At 68.1% G+C, this 16109-nt stretch carries 15 protein-coding genes, 1 tRNA gene and 1 pseudogene; 10 read left to right on the top strand and 7 right to left on the bottom strand.

Annotated features, from left to right (window positions below; translation table 11 throughout):
* Positions 1-44 precede the first annotated feature (44 nt).
* Positions 45-515 carry a RidA family protein gene (locus tag OG707_RS17865; RefSeq protein WP_329119400.1) on the bottom strand — a complete coding sequence of 157 codons (471 nt, stop codon included), beginning with the start codon at positions 513-515 and terminating at the stop codon, positions 45-47.
* A complete protein-coding gene (locus OG707_RS17870; protein WP_206961848.1) occupies positions 512-676 on the bottom strand; it encodes a DUF4177 domain-containing protein in 165 nt (54 codons plus the stop codon). The genes OG707_RS17865 and OG707_RS17870 overlap by 4 nt, the downstream gene beginning before the upstream one ends.
* Positions 677-747: 71 nt before the next feature.
* Between OG707_RS17870 and OG707_RS17875 the strand changes: the two genes are divergently transcribed.
* Positions 748-1707: an ArsA-related P-loop ATPase gene (locus tag OG707_RS17875; protein ID WP_329119404.1), complete on the top strand. Its 960-nt coding sequence runs from the start codon at positions 748-750 to the stop codon at positions 1705-1707.
* Entirely contained in the window at positions 1704-3041 is a 1338-nt protein-coding gene (locus OG707_RS17880) for an ArsA family ATPase (RefSeq protein WP_329119406.1), read from the top strand. Before OG707_RS17875 ends, OG707_RS17880 begins: the two co-directional genes overlap by 4 nt.
* A 30-nt stretch (positions 3042-3071) precedes the next feature.
* Here the strand turns inward: OG707_RS17880 and OG707_RS17885 are convergent, their stop codons facing one another.
* Complete coding sequence (locus OG707_RS17885; protein ID WP_329119408.1) at positions 3072-3419, bottom strand: WhiB family transcriptional regulator; 348 nt, start codon at positions 3417-3419, stop codon at positions 3072-3074.
* Between the two features lie 415 nt (positions 3420-3834).
* Between OG707_RS17885 and OG707_RS17890 the strand changes: the two genes are divergently transcribed.
* Positions 3835-6084, top strand: a complete 2250-nt coding sequence (locus OG707_RS17890; RefSeq protein ID WP_329119410.1) for a transglycosylase domain-containing protein — start codon at positions 3835-3837, stop codon at positions 6082-6084.
* A gap of 84 nt (positions 6085-6168) precedes the next feature.
* On the opposite strand, the gene OG707_RS17895 is transcribed toward OG707_RS17890, so the two are convergent.
* Positions 6169-6633, bottom strand: a complete 465-nt coding sequence (locus tag OG707_RS17895) for a GatB/YqeY domain-containing protein (protein WP_329119412.1) — start codon at positions 6631-6633, stop codon at positions 6169-6171.
* Between the two features lie 77 nt (positions 6634-6710).
* On the opposite strand from OG707_RS17895, the gene OG707_RS17900 reads away from it, so the two are divergent.
* From OG707_RS17900 to OG707_RS17925, 6 genes and pseudogenes are all read left to right on the top strand, one after another.
* Complete coding sequence (locus OG707_RS17900; RefSeq protein ID WP_329119414.1) at positions 6711-7652, top strand: metallophosphoesterase; 942 nt, start codon at positions 6711-6713, stop codon at positions 7650-7652.
* A gap of 25 nt (positions 7653-7677) precedes the next feature.
* Complete coding sequence (locus OG707_RS17905) at positions 7678-8391, top strand: Pr6Pr family membrane protein (RefSeq protein ID WP_329119416.1); 714 nt, start codon at positions 7678-7680, stop codon at positions 8389-8391.
* A gap of 29 nt (positions 8392-8420) precedes the next feature.
* A tRNA-Pro gene (locus OG707_RS17910) sits at positions 8421-8494 on the top strand.
* A gap of 319 nt (positions 8495-8813) precedes the next feature.
* A pseudogene (locus OG707_RS17915) lies at positions 8814-8993 on the top strand (helix-turn-helix domain-containing protein); the annotation flags it as partial.
* A gap of 162 nt (positions 8994-9155) precedes the next feature.
* Positions 9156-9890 (top strand): ImmA/IrrE family metallo-endopeptidase, encoded by a 735-nt coding sequence (locus tag OG707_RS17920; protein ID WP_329127850.1) that lies wholly within the window; start codon positions 9156-9158, stop codon positions 9888-9890.
* A gap of 2 nt (positions 9891-9892) precedes the next feature.
* A complete protein-coding gene (locus OG707_RS17925) occupies positions 9893-11116 on the top strand; it encodes a hypothetical protein (RefSeq protein ID WP_329119417.1) in 1224 nt (407 codons plus the stop codon).
* A gap of 847 nt (positions 11117-11963) precedes the next feature.
* On the opposite strand, the gene OG707_RS17930 is transcribed toward OG707_RS17925, so the two are convergent.
* The 3 genes from OG707_RS17930 to OG707_RS17940 all read right to left on the bottom strand — a co-directional run bounded on the left by OG707_RS17930 (position 11964) and on the right by OG707_RS17940 (position 14533).
* A complete protein-coding gene (locus OG707_RS17930) occupies positions 11964-13481 on the bottom strand; it encodes a LacI family DNA-binding transcriptional regulator (RefSeq protein ID WP_329119419.1) in 1518 nt (505 codons plus the stop codon).
* 27 nt (positions 13482-13508) lie between these two features.
* Entirely contained in the window at positions 13509-13886 is a 378-nt protein-coding gene (locus tag OG707_RS17935; protein WP_329119421.1) for a helix-turn-helix domain-containing protein, read from the bottom strand.
* Positions 13887-14020: 134 nt separating this feature from the next.
* Complete coding sequence (locus OG707_RS17940; protein ID WP_329119423.1) at positions 14021-14533, bottom strand: helix-turn-helix domain-containing protein; 513 nt, start codon at positions 14531-14533, stop codon at positions 14021-14023.
* A 286-nt stretch (positions 14534-14819) separates the two neighbouring features.
* Between OG707_RS17940 and OG707_RS17945 the strand changes: the two genes are divergently transcribed.
* Positions 14820-16022, top strand: a complete 1203-nt coding sequence (locus OG707_RS17945) for a DUF3631 domain-containing protein (protein WP_329119425.1) — start codon at positions 14820-14822, stop codon at positions 16020-16022.
* Positions 16023-16109 lie beyond the last annotated feature (87 nt).

A 16109-nucleotide genomic window follows, 5' to 3' on the forward strand; every position in this document is an offset into this window, starting at 1 on the left:
GGAGGCTAACCCGTGTGCCGTACAGGCTCCAGACCCGGCAGAGGCTAGGCCTCGGTCAGTTCGACCTGGATCTCGACCTCGACCGGTGCGTCCAGCGGCAGCACCGCGACACCCACGGCGCTGCGGGCGTGCACCCCCTTGTCGCCGAGGACCTCGCCGAGCAGCTCGCTCGCACCGTTCAGCACACCCGGCTGACCGGTGAAGTCCGTGGCCGAGGCGACGAAACCGGTGACCTTCACGACCCGGGCGATCCGGTCCAGGTCGCCCGCGACCGACTTCACGGCGGCCAGCGCGTTGAGCGCACAGGTCCGCGCAAGCTCCTTGGCCTCCTCCGCGGTGACCTCGGCGCCGACCTTCCCGGTCGTCGGGAGCTTGCCCTCGACCATCGGGAGCTGGCCCGCCGTGTACACGTACACCCCGGACTGCACGGCCGGCTGGTACGCGGCCAGCGGCGGCACGACCTGCGGCAGCGTCAGGCCGAGCTCGGCCAGCCGCGCCTCGACCGCCCCGCTCATGCGGTCTTCTCGCGCTTCAGGTACGCCACGAGCTGCTCGGGGTTGTTCGGCCCGGGCACGACCTGGACCAGCTCCCAGCCGTCCTCGCCCCAGGTGTCCAGAATCTGCTTCGTCGCGTGCACCAGCAGCGGCACAGTCGCGTACTCCCACTTCTTGCTCATGTGCCGACTGTAGTCGCTGTCACTGACAGCCCCCGGCTTAGTACCGGGCCCGACTGGTTAGGCTCGAAGACGTGAGCAGGCTCCAGGTGGTCAGCGGCAAGGGCGGCACCGGAAAGACCACGGTGGCCGCAGCCCTCGCGCTCGCCCTCGCGACCGAGGGCAAGCGCACGCTCCTCGTCGAGGTCGAGGGCAGACAGGGCATCGCGCAGCTCTTCGAGACGGAGGCATTCCCCTACGAGGAACGGAAGATCGCCGTCGCGCCCGGCGGCGGAGAGGTGTTCGCGCTGGCCATAGACGCCGAGCGCGCCCTCCTCGACTACCTCCAGATGTTCTACAAACTGGGCGGCGCGGGCCGCGCCCTGAAGAAGCTCGGCGCGATCGACTTCGCGACGACGATCGCGCCCGGCGTACGGGACGTCCTGCTGACGGGGAAGGCCTGCGAAGCCGTCCGCCGCAAGGACAAGCACGGCAAGTACGCCTACGACTACGTGGTGATGGACGCCCCGCCCACCGGCCGCATCACCCGCTTCCTGAACGTCAACGACGAGGTGGCGGGGCTGGCGAAGATAGGCCCGATACACAATCAGGCCCAGGCCGTGATGCGCGTGCTGAAGTCCCCGGAGACTGCGGTGCATCTGGTGACGCTGCTCGAGGAGATGCCGGTCCAGGAGACCGCGGACGGCATCCACGAGCTGCGCGCCGCGAAGCTGCCCGTCGGCAACATCATCGTGAACATGGTGCGGCCCACGCTCCTGGACGCGACCGCGCTGAACACCGTCTCCGGCGACCGCCGCAAGGAGGTCGCGAAGGCGCTGACGCGGGCCGGGGTGAGCGGTTCGGCCAAGCTCGTCTCCCCGCTCCTCGCGGAGGCCGCCGAGCACGCGGAGCGGGTGGAGCTGGAGCGCGAGCAGCGCGGCGTACTGGAAGAGCTGGGGCTGCCCACGTACGAACTCCCGCTACTGGGCGAGGGGTTGGACCTGGGCGGGCTCTACCGGCTGGCGAGGGAACTGCGGAGGCACGTCACCACATGACCATGACACCGGCACCCACGCTCGACATCGATCCGCTGATCGACGACCCGGCGACGCGCATCATCGTCTGCTGCGGATCGGGCGGCGTGGGCAAGACGACGACCGCTGCGGCCCTCGGCGTACGGGCGGCCGAGCGCGGGCGCAAGGCGGTCGTCCTGACCATCGACCCGGCCCGCCGCCTCGCCCAGTCCATGGGCATCGACTCCCTGGACAACGTCCCTCGACGCGTCGACGGCATCAAGAGCGAGACCGGCGACGGCGAACTGCACGCCATGATGCTCGACATGAAGCGGACCTTCGACGAGATCGTCGAGGCGCACGCGGACAAGGAGCGGGCGGCCGCCATCCTGGGCAACCCCTTCTACCAGTCGCTCTCCGCGGGCTTCGCCGGCACGCAGGAGTACATGGCGATGGAGAAGCTCGGGCAGCTGCGGGCCCGCGACGAGTGGGACCTGATCATCGTCGACACCCCGCCCTCGCGCTCCGCGCTGGACTTCCTGGACGCGCCGAAACGGCTCGGGTCGTTCCTGGACGGGAAGTTCATCCGGCTGCTCATGGCCCCGGCGAAGGTCGGCGGGCGCGCCGGCATGGCGTTCCTCAACGTCGGGATGTCGATGATGACGGGGACGCTGGGCAAGCTTCTCGGGGGCCAGTTCCTGCGCGACGTGCAGACGTTCGTGACCGCCATGGACACCATGTTCGGCGGCTTCCGTACGCGCGCGGACGCGACGTACAAGCTCCTCCAGGCGCCCGGGACCGCCTTCCTGGTGGTCGCCGCCCCGGAGCGGGACGCGCTGCGCGAGGCCGCGTACTTCGTGGAGCGGCTCGCGGCCGAGGAGATGCCCCTCGCAGGTCTCGTACTCAACAGGGTCCATGGCAGCGGCGCCGCCCGGCTGTCGGCCGAGCGGGCACTTGCCGCCGCGGAAAATCTTGAAGAGGCCCGCATTGTGGATCAGGGGGACGGGAAGGCTGGAGTTCGTGACTCAGGCCCCACCGCCGCCTCTCCCGAGGTCCCCGATGCCGTTGTCCCCGGCGTACGGAGCCCAGAAGTCACCGACGCATCCGCACCCCAAGTCCCCGAGGGCGCCGAAGAGTTGATCCACACCACCGATGACGTGCCGACCACGGACGCACTGACGGCGGGCCTGCTGCGCCTGCACGCCGAACGCATGCAGGTGCTCGCGCGTGAACAGCGAACGCGCGACCGCTTCTCCGCGCTCCACCCCGAGGTGGCAGTGACCGAAGTGGCGGCCCTGCCCGGCGACGTGCACGACCTCGCAGGACTCCGGGCCATCGGCGACCGGCTCGCGGCCCCTGGTGCTCCACTGGCCTGAGCTGGTCGTCCCCGCACCGCATCGGTGGTCCTACCCCACGGCGGCGTACGTCTCCTCGAACGCTTCGTCGTCCACGATGACCGCAGGCAGAATGCCCGCGCTCCGCTCGTACTCCGTCCGCGCGGTCTCGAGCAGCCGGCGCCAGGAGGTGACCGTGGGACGCCTGCGCAGCAGTGCGCGGCGCTCCCGCTCGGTCATTCCGCCCCATACGCCGAACTCGACGCGGTTGTCGAGCGCATCGGCCAGGCACTCGGTCCGCACCGGACAGCCGGTGCACACCGCCTTGGCCCTGTTCTGCGCCGCACCCTGTACGAACAGTTCATCCGGATCAGTAGTGCGGCAGGCAGCCTGCGCACTCCAGTCAGTTACCCAGCCCATGCCGGCGCCGTCCTCTCCCGAATCGAGGCTCCCCCACGGCGACAGCGGCATATTCACCGCTGCCAGTTGAGGACGTTACGGAAGGTGGGCACAGCGCAACACCCCCTTCGGGCCCAATCTTGAATGGCCCGAACGGACTATGCGTAAGCGGCAGATCACCCGACGGAGTGAGCCGCGGACATGCGTAACCAACCCGGACAATAGGGACAGTTGGGTCGCGCTACATGGGACACGGGATGACGCATGGGGCAGATTCGGACATGCATCCACTCGATTCGGGGCGAGTGGAACCACACAGTTGTTGCGTCTGTGACGTCGGGGGGCTTGATACGAAACCGCACTGCTGTGACAGTTGAGTGCAGCTTAGGCCAAGGCATATACGTGTGTCCGGCGAATGAGAACGTAGGCTGCCCCCATGGCAAAGAAGCGCTCCGGCGGGGGTCTGACCCAGACCCAGCAGGCCGCCAAATTCCTAGGTGTCGCCGCGCTCTCCGGGGCCGTGCTGGCAGGCATCGCGCTGCCGGCCTTCGGCACGCTGGGGCTCGCGGCCAAGGGCACGGTCAAGGGATTCGACGACATCCCCTCCAACTTGCAGACCCCGCCGCTGAGCCAGCGCACCAGAATCCTGGACTCCAAGGGCGGCCAGATCGCCACGGTCTACGAACGCGACCGCACGGTGGTCCCGCTGGCCAAGGTCTCCCCGTACATGCAGAAGGCGATCGTCGCGATCGAGGACGCACGCTTCTACCAGCACGGCGCGGTCGACCTCAAGGGCGTGCTGCGTGCGGTCAACCGCAACGCCCAGGAGGGCGGCGCCGCCCAGGGTGCGTCCACGCTGACGCAGCAGTACGTGAAGAACGTCTTCGTCGAGGAGGCGGGCAACGACCCGACCAAGGTCGCCGAGGCCCAGCAGAAGAGCCTCGGCCGCAAGATCCGCGAACTGAAGTACGCGATCCAGGTCGAGGAGAAGCTCGGCAAGAAGAAGATCCTGGAGAACTACCTCAACATCACCTTCTTCGGTGAGCAGGCGTACGGCATCGAGTCCGCCGCCCAGCGGTACTTCTCCAAGTCCGCCAAGGACCTCACCCTCCCCGAGTCGGCGCTCCTCGCCGGACTCGTCCAGTCGCCCAGCCGGTACGACCCGGTCAACGACAAGGAGGAGGCCAAGCTCCGCCGCGACACCGTGCTCAAGCGGATGGCGGACGTCGGCGACATCACGCCGGCGGAGGAGGCCAAGGCGAAGGCCACCCCGATCCAGCTGAAGGTGACCAAGCCGCGGAGCGGCTGCATCACGTCGATACAGGGCGCCGGCTTCTTCTGCGACTACGTACGCAAGACCTTCCTGACCGACCCGGCCTTCGGCAAGACCGAGGAGGAGCGGCAGAAGATCTGGGCAACCGGCGGACTGACCATCAGGACGACGCTCGACCCGAAGAACCAGGCGGCGTCGAACGAGGCCGCGACGTCCAAGGTCAACAAGGACGACAAGATCGCGGACGCGGTCGTGCAGGTCCAGCCGGGCACGGGCAAGATCCTCGCGATGGCGCAGTCGCGTCCGTACGGTCTGGACCAGAAGAAGCACGAGACGGTGCTGAACCTCTCCGTCGACAACAAGATGGGCGGCACGTACGCCGGCTTCCAGGTGGGCTCGACCTTCAAGCCCATCACCGCGGCGGCCGCGCTGGAGAAGGGCATCAGCCCGAACACGGTCTTCGACACGGACTGGAAGATCGGCCTGCCCGGCGCGAGCTTCCGCACCTGTGACAACTCGCCCGCCGACGGCGGTACGTGGTCGGTGCAGAACGAGATGCAGACCGAGAAGGGCGCGTTCGACATGACGAGCGCCCTCGGCAAGTCCATCAACACCTACTTCGCGACGCTGGAGCAGAAGGCCGGCCTCTGCGAGACGGTCACGATGGCGCAGAAGGTCGGTTACATCCGCGGCAACAACAAGCCGCTGATGTTCACGCCGTCCACGACGCTCGGCGGTCAGGAGTCGACCCCGCTGGCGATGGCCTCGGTGTACGCGACCTTCGCCAACCGGGGGACGTACTGCTCCCCCGTCGCCATAGAGGCCGTGACCGGCCGCGACGGCAAGCAGATGTCCGTACCGCAGTCGCAGTGCAGCCAGGCGATGAGCACCGACACGGCCGACACCGTCAACCAGATGCTCAAGGGCGTGGTCGAGGACGGCACCGGCGCCCAGGCCGGACTCAGCGACCGTGACAACGCGGGCAAGACGGGTACCACCGACGAGCGCAAGAACGCCTGGTTCGTCGGCTACACCCCGAACCTGTCCACGGCGGTCTGGGTCGGCAGCGACGGCTCGAAGCAGATCCCGATGACCGACATCACCATCGGCGACCAGTACTACGACAAGGTCTGCGGTGGCTGTCTGCCGGGTCCGATCTGGCGGACCGCGATGACCGGTGCGCTCGGCTCGGACGCCCCGTCCTTCAACTTCATCGACGTCCCCCGCGGCAACACCAAGCCCGAGGGCGACGACGAGAAGGGCAAGCACAAGGGCGACGACGGCAAGCCCGGCGACACCAACACCCCGGACCCCGGCATCTCCATCCCGGGCCTGACGGTCGGGGGCACCACGGTCGGCGGCAACGACGCCGGCGGGACCCGCGGGAACGAGAACGGCGGCAACAGAGGCTGACAGCTTCAGCTTGTACGTACGACGAAGGGGCGCCCGGCTCGATCCGGACGCCCCTTCGTTCTGCCCCTGCGGTGTTTCCCGCGATCAGCCCGCGAGGCGCTTCTTCACCTCGGCGGCCACCCTGCCGCCCTCGGCGAGACCCGCCACCTTCGGGTTGACGATCTTCATGACCGCACCCATCGCCCGCGGCCCCTCGGCGCCCGCAGCCTTCGCCTCCTCGACGGCCCCGGCGACGATCGCGCCCAGCTCGTCGTCGGACAGCTGCTTCGGCAGGTACTCGGCGAGGAGCTCGCCCTCGGCCTTCTCCCGCGCGGCCGACTCGGCGCGACCGCCCTGCTCGAACGCCTCGGCCGCCTCACGGCGCTTCTTCGCCTCCTTGGCGATCACCTTGACGACCTCGTCGTCGGAGAGCTCCCGGGCGGTCTTGCCCGAAACCTCTTCATTGGTGATCGCGGAGAGCGTCAGCCGGAGCGTCGAGGAGCGCAGCTCGTCGCGCGCCCGGATCGCCTCGGTGAGTTCGTCCTTCAGCCTGGCCTTCAGCGTGGTCATGGGGTCAAGTGTCGCAGGTACGGCGCCCGGGCCGCCCGCGGATTTCCGTGCTCCGGCCCGTCTGCGACGATGGGCGCATGCGCGCACGCTACGGAGTTCCCCTCAAAGTCACCGCAGGAATCACGGCTGTTGGCGCGGCCGGCATCGCCTACGCCGCCGGTTTCGAGGCACGCTCGTACCGCCTGCGCAGAGTGACGGTCCCGGTCCTCGCGCCCGGCGCGCGCCCGCTCCGCGTCCTCCAGGTCTCCGACATCCACATGGTCGGCGGCCAGCGCAAGAAGCAGCGCTGGCTGCAGTCCCTGGCGGGTCTGCGCCCCGACTTCGTGGTCAACACCGGCGACAACCTCTCGGACACCGAAGCGGTCCCCGAGGTGCTGGACGCGCTGGGCCCGCTGATGGAGTTCCCGGGCGCGTACGTCTTCGGCTCGAACGACTACTACGGCCCCATGTTCCGCAACCCGGCCCGCTACCTCCTCGAGAAGGTCCAGGGCAAGACGGGCCTGAACGGCAACCCGCCCGCGGTCAACGTCATCCACAACCCCTGGGAAGACCTGCGCGACGGCTTCGACCAGGCGGGCTGGCTCAACCTCACCAACACCCGCGGCCGCCTCAAGCTCGACGGCGCGGAGATCGCCTTCACCGGCCTGGACGACCCGCACATCAAGCGCGACCGCTACGCCGAGGTCGCGGGCGGCCCCGAAACGGGCGCCGACGTCTCCATCGGCGTCGTCCACGCCCCGTACCTCCGCGCCATCGACGCGTTCACCGCCGACGGCTACCCCCTGATCCTCGCGGGCCACACCCACGGCGGCCAGCTCTGCATCCCCTTCTACGGCGCCCTCGTCACCAACTGCGACCTGGACACCAAGCGGGTGAAGGGCCTCTCCACCCACAGCACATCCCCCTCCACGCGCTCCTACCTGCACGTCTCGGCAGGCTGCGGCACCAACCGCTACACCCCCGTCCGCTTCGCCTGCCCGCCCGAGGTCACCCTGCTGACGCTCACCGCGCGCGACTGATCACTGCGCCCCTACGGTGGGGAGCATGGTCGCGCCACTCCCCACCGCCGTCCCACCGGCAGCCGTCGTCCCCCCGCACCGCCACCCGTACGCGGCAGCCTTCCGCGCGCTGATCTGCGCGGCGGCGGTCACCGGCATCGTGATCGACCTCTTCCTGGTCAGCCCCGGCCAGCTCCTGAGCTACTTCACGATCCAGTCGAACATCCTGCTCGCGCTGGCCTGCGGCATCTCCGCGTACCGCGCCTGGACGGGCAGCCCACCGCTGCCGGCCTGGGTCACCGGCGGCGCGCTCCTCTTCATCTGCATCACGGGCCTGGTCTACAACCTGGTGCTGCAGGGCGACCCGGCCGTCCCGACCCCGACCGGCTGGAGCCAGGCGGCCAACGTCCTCCTCCACATGGTCACCCCCGCGGCGGCCCTCCTGGACTGGCTCCTGTTCACACCCCCCGGCGGCCTGCGCCCCCGCCACGCCGGACTGTGGCTGCTCTACCCGCTCGCGTATTTCGCCTTCGTCCTGGTCAGGGGCGCCCTCATGTCCCCCGGCGCGAAGGCCCGCTACCCGTACCCGTTCCTGGACGTGGAGCAGCACGGATACGCGGGGGTGCTGGGCAATGCGGTGATCTACGGCCTGATCTTCTACGCCCTGGCCCTGGCGATCGTCGGCCTGGACCGGATCCGCCCGTACCTGCACGGCAGCGAAAACCGGATTTCGTCTACGGCCACCGGTCCGCTAAAGTAATCGATGTCGCCGCGTGAGCGGGCGGACATCGGGGTGTAGCGCAGCTTGGCAGCGCGCTTCGTTCGGGACGAAGAGGTCGTGGGTTCAAATCCCGCCACCCCGACAGAGAAACACCAGGTCAGGCCCGGTACTGAGAGATCAGTGCCGGGCCTGATTTGCGTTCGGGGGCCAATTTGGGAGCCATTTGGGAGCCGACTTCGAGATGCGGCTCCCAGAAGGAGAGTTCCAGGAGCTGGAGCTCCACCCCAACTGGCTCCGCGCACGTCGCCGTTCCGGCCGAGTCAACGCCACCCTAGGGACCTCACTCGCCATCCGTTTCGGGCAAGGCATCAGCGGCGGAATATTTCGTGCTACTGTTTCGTGGACTGATATGAGGCGGTGAGAAGCGCATGGCAGCGGTCAGGCAGGAAGCACAGCCGGGGATGCTCGTGTTGGCACGAGAGTCCCGGGGGTTGACCCAGGTAGAAGTCGCAGCCGCCATGACTAAGGCGTCTCAGGGGGAAGCGACTCCTGTGTCCCAGGGCTACGTGAGCCGTGCAGAAGCAGGGCGACTCGTCGTTAGTGACGAACGTCTGGCCCTATATGCCGCCGCCCTTGGATATCCTCCAGCGCTGCTCTGCCTGGACCCACAGGTGAGCGGCATTGGGGTGGGCTTGGTTCATCACCGCAAGAAGGCGTCCCTGTCCACGTCTGCCCTACGCCGCGTCCACGCTCACCTAGCCCTGGCCCGACTGCAGTTGGACGGCCTCACAGCGGAGGCAGGCGTGCCTGAGGAGCCGTCGCGCTTCGTAAGGGTCCCGTTGAACGACCTCGTGACCCCTAAGGACGCAGCACGCCGGGTCCGCCGGGAATGGAACATGCCGCCCGGCCCCGTGCTCGACATGGTTGGGGTAGCGGAGAGCGCTGGCGCCCTCGTACTCACCGAAGACTTGGACAGCGACCTGTTGGACGCCGTGAGCCAGTGGCCCGAGGGGCGACAGCCGCTCCTGCTGGCCAACACTCGCACCCCCGGAGATCGTCGCCGCTTCAGCATCGCCCACGAGTTGGGGCACATGGTGATGCACCCGGTACCCGGGGCAGCGTCCACACAAGAGAAGCAGGCAGACGCCTTCGCCGCAGAGTTCCTGATGCCGGCCGCCGATATCCGAGCGTCCTTCTCAGACGGGATCGACCTATCTGGGCTGGCGGATCTCAAACGCACTTGGGGCGTTTCAATGTCGGCTCTCCTGCGCCGTGCCCAGACACTCAACACCATCAGCGAATGGCAGTACCGCACCCTGATGATCGAGATGTCAGCGCTCGGCTACCGGACGACAGAGCCGGTCGAGGTGCTCCCCGAACACCCTCAGCGAGTCGCCGCCCTCGTGCAGCACTTGCTGACTATTCGCCAGATGCCTCTTGAGGAGGCGGCAGCGTGTGCCCATCTCCTCCCGGAGGACTTCCAGCGCCTATACGTCGATGGCGCCGACTCATCATCGATCCCAGCCACTCGAAGGTGACCATGAACGAGCCCTCGTCCTCGCTGCCCCGTCCTCGCTCCGATCTGACCGAGCCTCCCGACGCCGCGAGCCAGGTAGGGCAGTCGGAAGGCATGAGCCAGCTGCGCGGCCGCATGCTGATCCAAGTCAGTACCTTCCGCCTCAACTATGTTCAGGCGCACCTGGACCCCGGCCGAAGCGGACTCGTCCTGTGCGGAGAAGACGCAGTGAAGAAGGCTGGCACCCTACGCTTCAAAGAGGGCTTCGACAGCCCGCTCCTGATCGACCCGGCTGTGTACGAGACTCGCGTCGCAACAGAAGACGATCCGTTCCCGTACGAGATCGAGCCCACGCTGTTCCTCGATGACCCCCTGGAACTTGCCTTGGCCGAGCAACGCGATGCCGGCGCGACGCTCGCTATGACACCCACGGGCTACATCAGGGCCGAAGACTCGGACGCCCTTCGTGCGGCCGTAACCCGCGTCCTGGAACTTGACGACCCAACAGTGGTCTTCGCTGCCCCTGTCGATGTCGCCTGGTTGCGCGACGAAGAGTCGACTCGCCAGCTCATCGCCTATTTGCGCATGCTCAAGGGCCCTAAGGCGATCATGCTGGGCGGACAAATGGATCCCCTCGGCCGATACGCCAAAGCCGTAACCCATCTCAAGCGGCTCGTCGAGGAAGTTCCCGACGCGGCACTCCTGCGTACCGACCTCGCAGCCTTCGGCGCCCTGGCCGCTGGTGCAGCCTTCACTGCTTTCGGCACGAGTAGCCGCTACCGGCACATCGTCGCACCAGGCGAAAAGGCACAGACGAACAAGCGCATCCCTGTCAGGTCTCCGCACGTTCTCTTCCCCGAGTTGATGGCGTTCTTCCTGGGAGAGACGATCGCCAAGCGCTACGGTGGCGCGGACACACCGGTCTGTTACTGCGCGTCCTGCGCTGGTAACCGCGCTCTGGATGCCTTTACGAGCAATCGCGGCGACCTGCCGGCCTCGGCGGCCGCTCACAATGTTGCGGTCCTCATGGAGTGGCTTCGCACCCTCGCCGCTGCCGAACCCGGACTCGCTCGTCAGCAGTGGTGGTACGACCGCTGCCGGACAGCCCTGGATCAGTACACGGTGATCAACGCGTCAATCCGGCAACCGGGCGCCTTCAAGTCCCCTGCCCAACTGGACCGCTGGGCCCTCGAAGCACCCGAGCAGCTCGCCACCGATCAGAAGGCGGAAGCTGACCGGAGCCGCTGATATAGGTCCTCGACGAACCACCAGGCCGCAGCGGTGTGTCGAGGCGGCCTGTACTCCTCCGGCTCCAGGACCAGCTCAACGTCACGTCCTGAGGCAACGAACACACCGATTCCGTAGAAGTCAGCTTCCACCAAAGCTTCATCCAGACGAGCTGGCCTGCGATCCAGCAGCACAGCCCGGCGACAGAAGGGCGCGAAGCGACCAGCCTTCTCGAGCCCCTGACGCAAGCTGGCGGCGCGGACCACAGCAAGATCCACATGCACGGGACGCACAGCCTGCCTGGCCACGGTCTTCCGGCTGCGCTCAGCGGCCCCAGCTGGCAGGGCCCGGACAGCACGCCGCTCTTTTGGACCCAGCGTGTCCATTGGGACAGCAATGCCCACAGGCAGAGCCAGCAGAGACTCCAGATCGGCCATGTGAGCCAACGGCGCAGCTGAACTTCGCTCTCGCCGTGCGTGCTCAGCTGCGTCCAGTCGGTAGAAGCAAAGGGCCTCGACCCCGCAGATCGACACGACCTGCGCCTGGCTCCCCGGCTCCAGCAGCGCGCGGGAGGCCACTCGCACAGAACCGTCCACTGCGGTATTCGCCAAGGTCACCATGGCCTCCACCCTGCCTCACCAGGCACCGGCCGCAAACAGCGGCCCTCGCCATTCATCCAACCGGTACCGGCACGACTCCACCTGCCAAACCGCTCAAGCAGCGCCGTGGACACTGCTCCGGGCGGGTTCATTGTCTGAGCATCCCGCTGAAAGTGAGCCACCGGGCCAGGTAAAGCCCTTCTCCCACCCGGCAGCCTCCGCTTCGTGTACTGGTGTCCTCGCACGCCTCCTGGATGGCTACGTCTGCCTTATGAGAGCCCTACCCGCCGCGCCTTCAAGAGCGAGTCCAGCGCCCCTACCGGCGACGTGGTGCACATCGCGAGCCGCGCGTCGAGCGCTGCTTCCCACTGTGCAGTGAGGCCAGCTACGAGACGCCGGCGCATGCCGACGGTGACGTGGGCGTAGCGGGCGGAGACCGAGCCGTCGATGTGGCCCATGCGTTCGTCCATGAGGACTTTCTCGGTGCCGAGGTCCTCCATCATCGTGCGGTGGGTGTGGCGCAGGCCGTGGGGTGTGAGGCCCTTGGCGATCGGGAGCCAGCAGGCGTCGGCCCGAGCGGCGGCTCCTCGGCCTCGGGCCGGGATGCCGGGCCATGGTTCACCGAGGATCGGTACCGGGCGGGCCTCCTGAGGGGCCTTCTTCGGGTACCAGCCTGAGACTGCCGGAGTGAACAGCCAGGTGGCGAAGCCGTTTCGGCGCCAGTGGGCCGCGTGCTCGGATGTGGTGCCGCCGCGCACGAAGGCGAGGTCCTGGATCGCCTGCTCCACCTGGGCGCGCTTCGCCTCCGAGACGCGGTCGGGGTGGTTGAGGACGTTCGAGACCGTACCCGTGGAGACTCCGGCGCGGCGAGCGATGTCGATGAGCTTGGCGCCCTGGTGGCCGCCGGTACGCGCCGCGCCCTGGCCTCGGAAGACGTATGTCCTGCCGTGGCAGGGGCAGGGCGTCGGCTTCGTACGGGCGATGTGGTTGAAGACCAGGGCGGACAGCCAGTCCGTCGAGTCGATGGTGCGGTAGCTGTCGTCCTTGGGCGGGCAGCGCACCAGCTCGCCGGTGTCCAGCTCGTACAGCTGCCACTCGACACGGAAGGAGTTGCGTCGGACGAACTCCGTTTCCAGGCCGACGATTTCACCCCAGCGCTTGCCGGTGTAGCCCTTGAGGACCGTGGCGACGAACTCGTCATCCCGGCCGGAGAGCAGAGCCGCCCGCTCGGCGGTGAGCAGGATGCCGAGCGCGTCGGTGACGACCTTCTCCGGGCCTCGGTCGCGCGAGCGGCCTGCGCGCTTGCCTCGACCTCGGCGACGGGCTGCCGGGTTGGACGTGAGCAGGCCCTCGTCGATCGCGTCCTCGAAGATCAGATGGAGCGTGGAACGCCAGGTCTTGACGCTGGAGGCCGCGTACACGGCTCGCTCCTTCTTCTCCCACAGCTCGACGTCCGTGCGCAGAATGCCCGCAATCGCCTTGTCCTCGAAGTCGGGGAGCAGGTGCTCCTCGATGTGGCGCTTGTAGTTCTGCATCGTCGAGGCGGCCAGGTCCTGCGCCTCGTACCAGCGGCTCGCGTACTCGCCGAAGGTCTCCTGGCCTAGCGTCGGATCGCGCCAGTCGCCACGCCGGAATTTGTTCTCCGCCTCGCTCGCCGCGCGCTGGGCTTCGCCCTTGGTGGCGAACTTCAGCGGCTTGTCGTCCTCGCCGACGACCGTGAGGTGTTTGCCGGGCGCGATCTTGTAGCGGCCGCGCCAGTAGTTTCCGCGCTTCTCGCCGAAACCCATGTATCCCTCCCCTGCTTCGTCGTCGTGCTAGGCCGCAGTCCCAAACTGGCTCTGACGCGCTCGGCGCGGTGGCCGGGCGCGGAGACGGGCCGTGGGAACGGCGGGCGACGAAGGAGGCTGTGGAGCAGCGGACTTGACGGCAGGAGCCGCTTTCGCTGCCCCTTGCTGCGGGAGGGCAGGGCGGGCCTCGTTCATTCGGATGATCTCCGCGAGGTGCTCGCCGGTGAAGCGGTACGCGCGGCCGACGCGGGTGAAGGGGATGAGCCGACGACGGGCCCGGTCCTTGACCCACCAGGCGGAGCAGCCGAGTACGTCGGCGACTTCCTCGGGGACATAGAGGCGCGGCAGGGCGACCTCGGCGTCCGAGGTCGGAACGGAGGCAGGGGGTATTGCGGGTTGGCGCAAGGAGGGAGTCCTCTACAGGTCTTGGCGGGCATGGGGGCGCGGCAACGCCGACCCGCCGGTCGATCGCTAGGGATGTGGATGAGCTGCCCGGCCTGGGGGGTTTGCGGGCCCAGGTCGGGAGGGGGTGCCGGAGGCTATGCCTGGTCGGCGGGGTGGGCGTCGCGGTCACCGGGCGGAGGGCCGTGCATCTTCAGCATGGTCTTGCTGGCCTCCTCCGCGATGGCGCTCTGGACCATGAGGTCGGCTTCCTCGCGGATGTCGGGGTGCTCGGCGAGGTAGGCGTCGAACGCGTCGCGCGCCTGCGCGAAAGCCATGTTGGCTCTCTGGGTCGCGCGGAACGCGTCCACGACCTCGTCGATGAGTTCCATGGCACGGGCCTTGGCGGCCAGCTGCGGCGGTCCGATGAGGTTGCGCAGGTCGATGCCGAGGACCTCGGCGAAGCCGATGGCGTCGTCGAGGTTGATGCGGCGCTTGCCGTTTTCGATCCGCCAGACCGCGGACGGGTTCATCTCGAAGCCGGCCTCGTTGAGCCGGTCAGACAGAGCGTTGGTGCTCCAGCCGCGCGCCTCGCGCTCCACCCTGATACGGGTTGCGACGTTCGCCTCGCCGCTGAGCAGGACGCCCTCGGACGTTTCTTCCTCCGCCACCGGCACCTCCTTCCGTTCGTAGCGATGCACTGCGCTTTGCAGCACAGCCTAAACAGTAGCATCGCTACTGCGAGATGCAAAACACTTCTGCGATCTGCAATTCGTGTGGCATAGTGGTGGCATCCCCACCCCACCGACCTCAGGAGTCCGCACGCCCGCACGTCACATGAAAGAAGCCCCCGGCGATGCCGGGGGCTCAAGCGCAAACCTCTCAACCGCCATCCCTAGCGATCAACCTGCGGAGACCGGGATTGCCGTCCCATATGGCCCGCAAGCAGAGGAGCTGATGCCCAGTATGACCGATGCCCAGCCGAATACGCCATCCCTTCCCGACGACACCGCCTCGTCACCACCGCTATCCGAGGGGGCGCAGATCGTGGACGACCTGCGGGCGCAGATCAAGCGGTACGTGGCGATGCCGAGCGAGGAGGCCGTCACGGCGGTGGCCTTGTGGGTCGCGGCGACGCATCTGCAGCATGCGTGGCAGCACGCGCCGCGTCTGGCGATCGTCGCGCCGGAGAAGCGGTGCGGTAAGTCCCGCCTGCTGGACGTGGTCACCGAGACCGTGCACAACCGGCTGATCACGGTCAACGCCACCGCGGCGGCGATCTTCCGGTCAATCGACGGGGACGACCCGCCGACGCTCCTGGTCGATGAGGCCGACACCATGTTCAGCACCACCAAGGCCGCGGAGAAGAACGAGGAGGTGCGCGGCCTGATCAACGCCGGACACCAGCGCGGTCGCCCCACGCTCCGGGTGTCTGGGCCGGAGCACCAGGTGCAGGAGTTCCCCACCTTCGCGATGGCCGCGCTGGCTGGGATCGGCGACCTGCCGGACACGATCATGGACCGTGCGGTGGTCATCCGGATGCGCCGCCGCGCGGCGGGCGAGAAGGTGGCGTCCTTCCGCACCGGCCGGGACACCCCCGCCCTTAACGCGATTCGCGACCGCCTCCACGCCTGGCTCCAGCCGCTGTACGCGCAGGCCATGGAGATGGAGCCGCCGATGCCGGTCGAGGACCGCGCAGCCGACACGTGGGAGCCGCTGATCATCGTCGCCGACCTCGCCGGAGGCGACTGGCCGATGCTGGCCCGTACCGCGTGCCGCGCCATGACCGACTACGAGGCCGGCCAGGACGAGGAGGGCGGCCTGCGCACCCGCCTCCTGACCGGCATCCGCCGCGCCTTCACCGCCGTCGGCGACCCCGCCGTGCTGAGCACGAAGCACCTGCTGGAGTCCCTGAACGCGGACAGGGAAGCACCGTGGGCGGAGTACGGCGCCAACGGCCTGACCCCGCGTGGCCTGCAACTGCTCCTGAAGCCCTACGGCATCGGCTCGGCCAACCGCCGCTTCCCCGACGGCACCCAGGCCAAGGGCTTCGCGCGCAACCAATTCCTCGACACCTGGGCGCGCTACTGCCCCAAGCCGAAGGCTGCAGACGCGCCCACCTCAGCGGCCGACGGTCCGCTGCCCGGCACCGCAGCCTGACTCGACGCCACTCGCATCACTCGTCCCCGCGCAGGTCAGCGCGGGGACGAGTGAACAGCCCGCAACGAGTCGTCTCGACATCACCAC

The sequence above is a fragment of the Streptomyces sp. NBC_01465 genome, from assembly GCF_036227325.1.
In the GTDB taxonomy this organism is placed as follows: domain Bacteria; phylum Actinomycetota; class Actinomycetes; order Streptomycetales; family Streptomycetaceae; genus Streptomyces.

Excerpts from the sequence above, each read along its gene's own strand:
- OG707_RS17945 (WP_329119425.1), top strand. The coding sequence starts at position 14,820 with ATGCCCAGTATGACCGATGCCCAGCCGAATACGCCATCCCTTCCCGAC.
- OG707_RS17905 (WP_329119416.1), top strand. The coding sequence starts at position 7,678 with ATGGTCGCGCCACTCCCCACCGCCGTCCCACCGGCAGCCGTCGTCCCC.
- OG707_RS17900 (WP_329119414.1), top strand. The coding sequence starts at position 6,711 with ATGCGCGCACGCTACGGAGTTCCCCTCAAAGTCACCGCAGGAATCACG.
- OG707_RS17890 (WP_329119410.1), top strand. The coding sequence starts at position 3,835 with ATGGCAAAGAAGCGCTCCGGCGGGGGTCTGACCCAGACCCAGCAGGCC.
- OG707_RS17925 (WP_329119417.1), top strand. The coding sequence starts at position 9,893 with ATGAACGAGCCCTCGTCCTCGCTGCCCCGTCCTCGCTCCGATCTGACC.
- OG707_RS17880 (WP_329119406.1), top strand. The coding sequence starts at position 1,704 with ATGACCATGACACCGGCACCCACGCTCGACATCGATCCGCTGATCGAC.
- OG707_RS17885 (WP_329119408.1), bottom strand. The coding sequence starts at position 3,419 with ATGGGCTGGGTAACTGACTGGAGTGCGCAGGCTGCCTGCCGCACTACT.
- OG707_RS17930 (WP_329119419.1), bottom strand. The coding sequence starts at position 13,481 with ATGGGTTTCGGCGAGAAGCGCGGAAACTACTGGCGCGGCCGCTACAAG.
- OG707_RS17895 (WP_329119412.1), bottom strand. The coding sequence starts at position 6,633 with ATGACCACGCTGAAGGCCAGGCTGAAGGACGAACTCACCGAGGCGATC.
- OG707_RS17870 (WP_206961848.1), bottom strand. The coding sequence starts at position 676 with ATGAGCAAGAAGTGGGAGTACGCGACTGTGCCGCTGCTGGTGCACGCG.
- OG707_RS17865 (WP_329119400.1), bottom strand. The coding sequence starts at position 515 with ATGAGCGGGGCGGTCGAGGCGCGGCTGGCCGAGCTCGGCCTGACGCTG.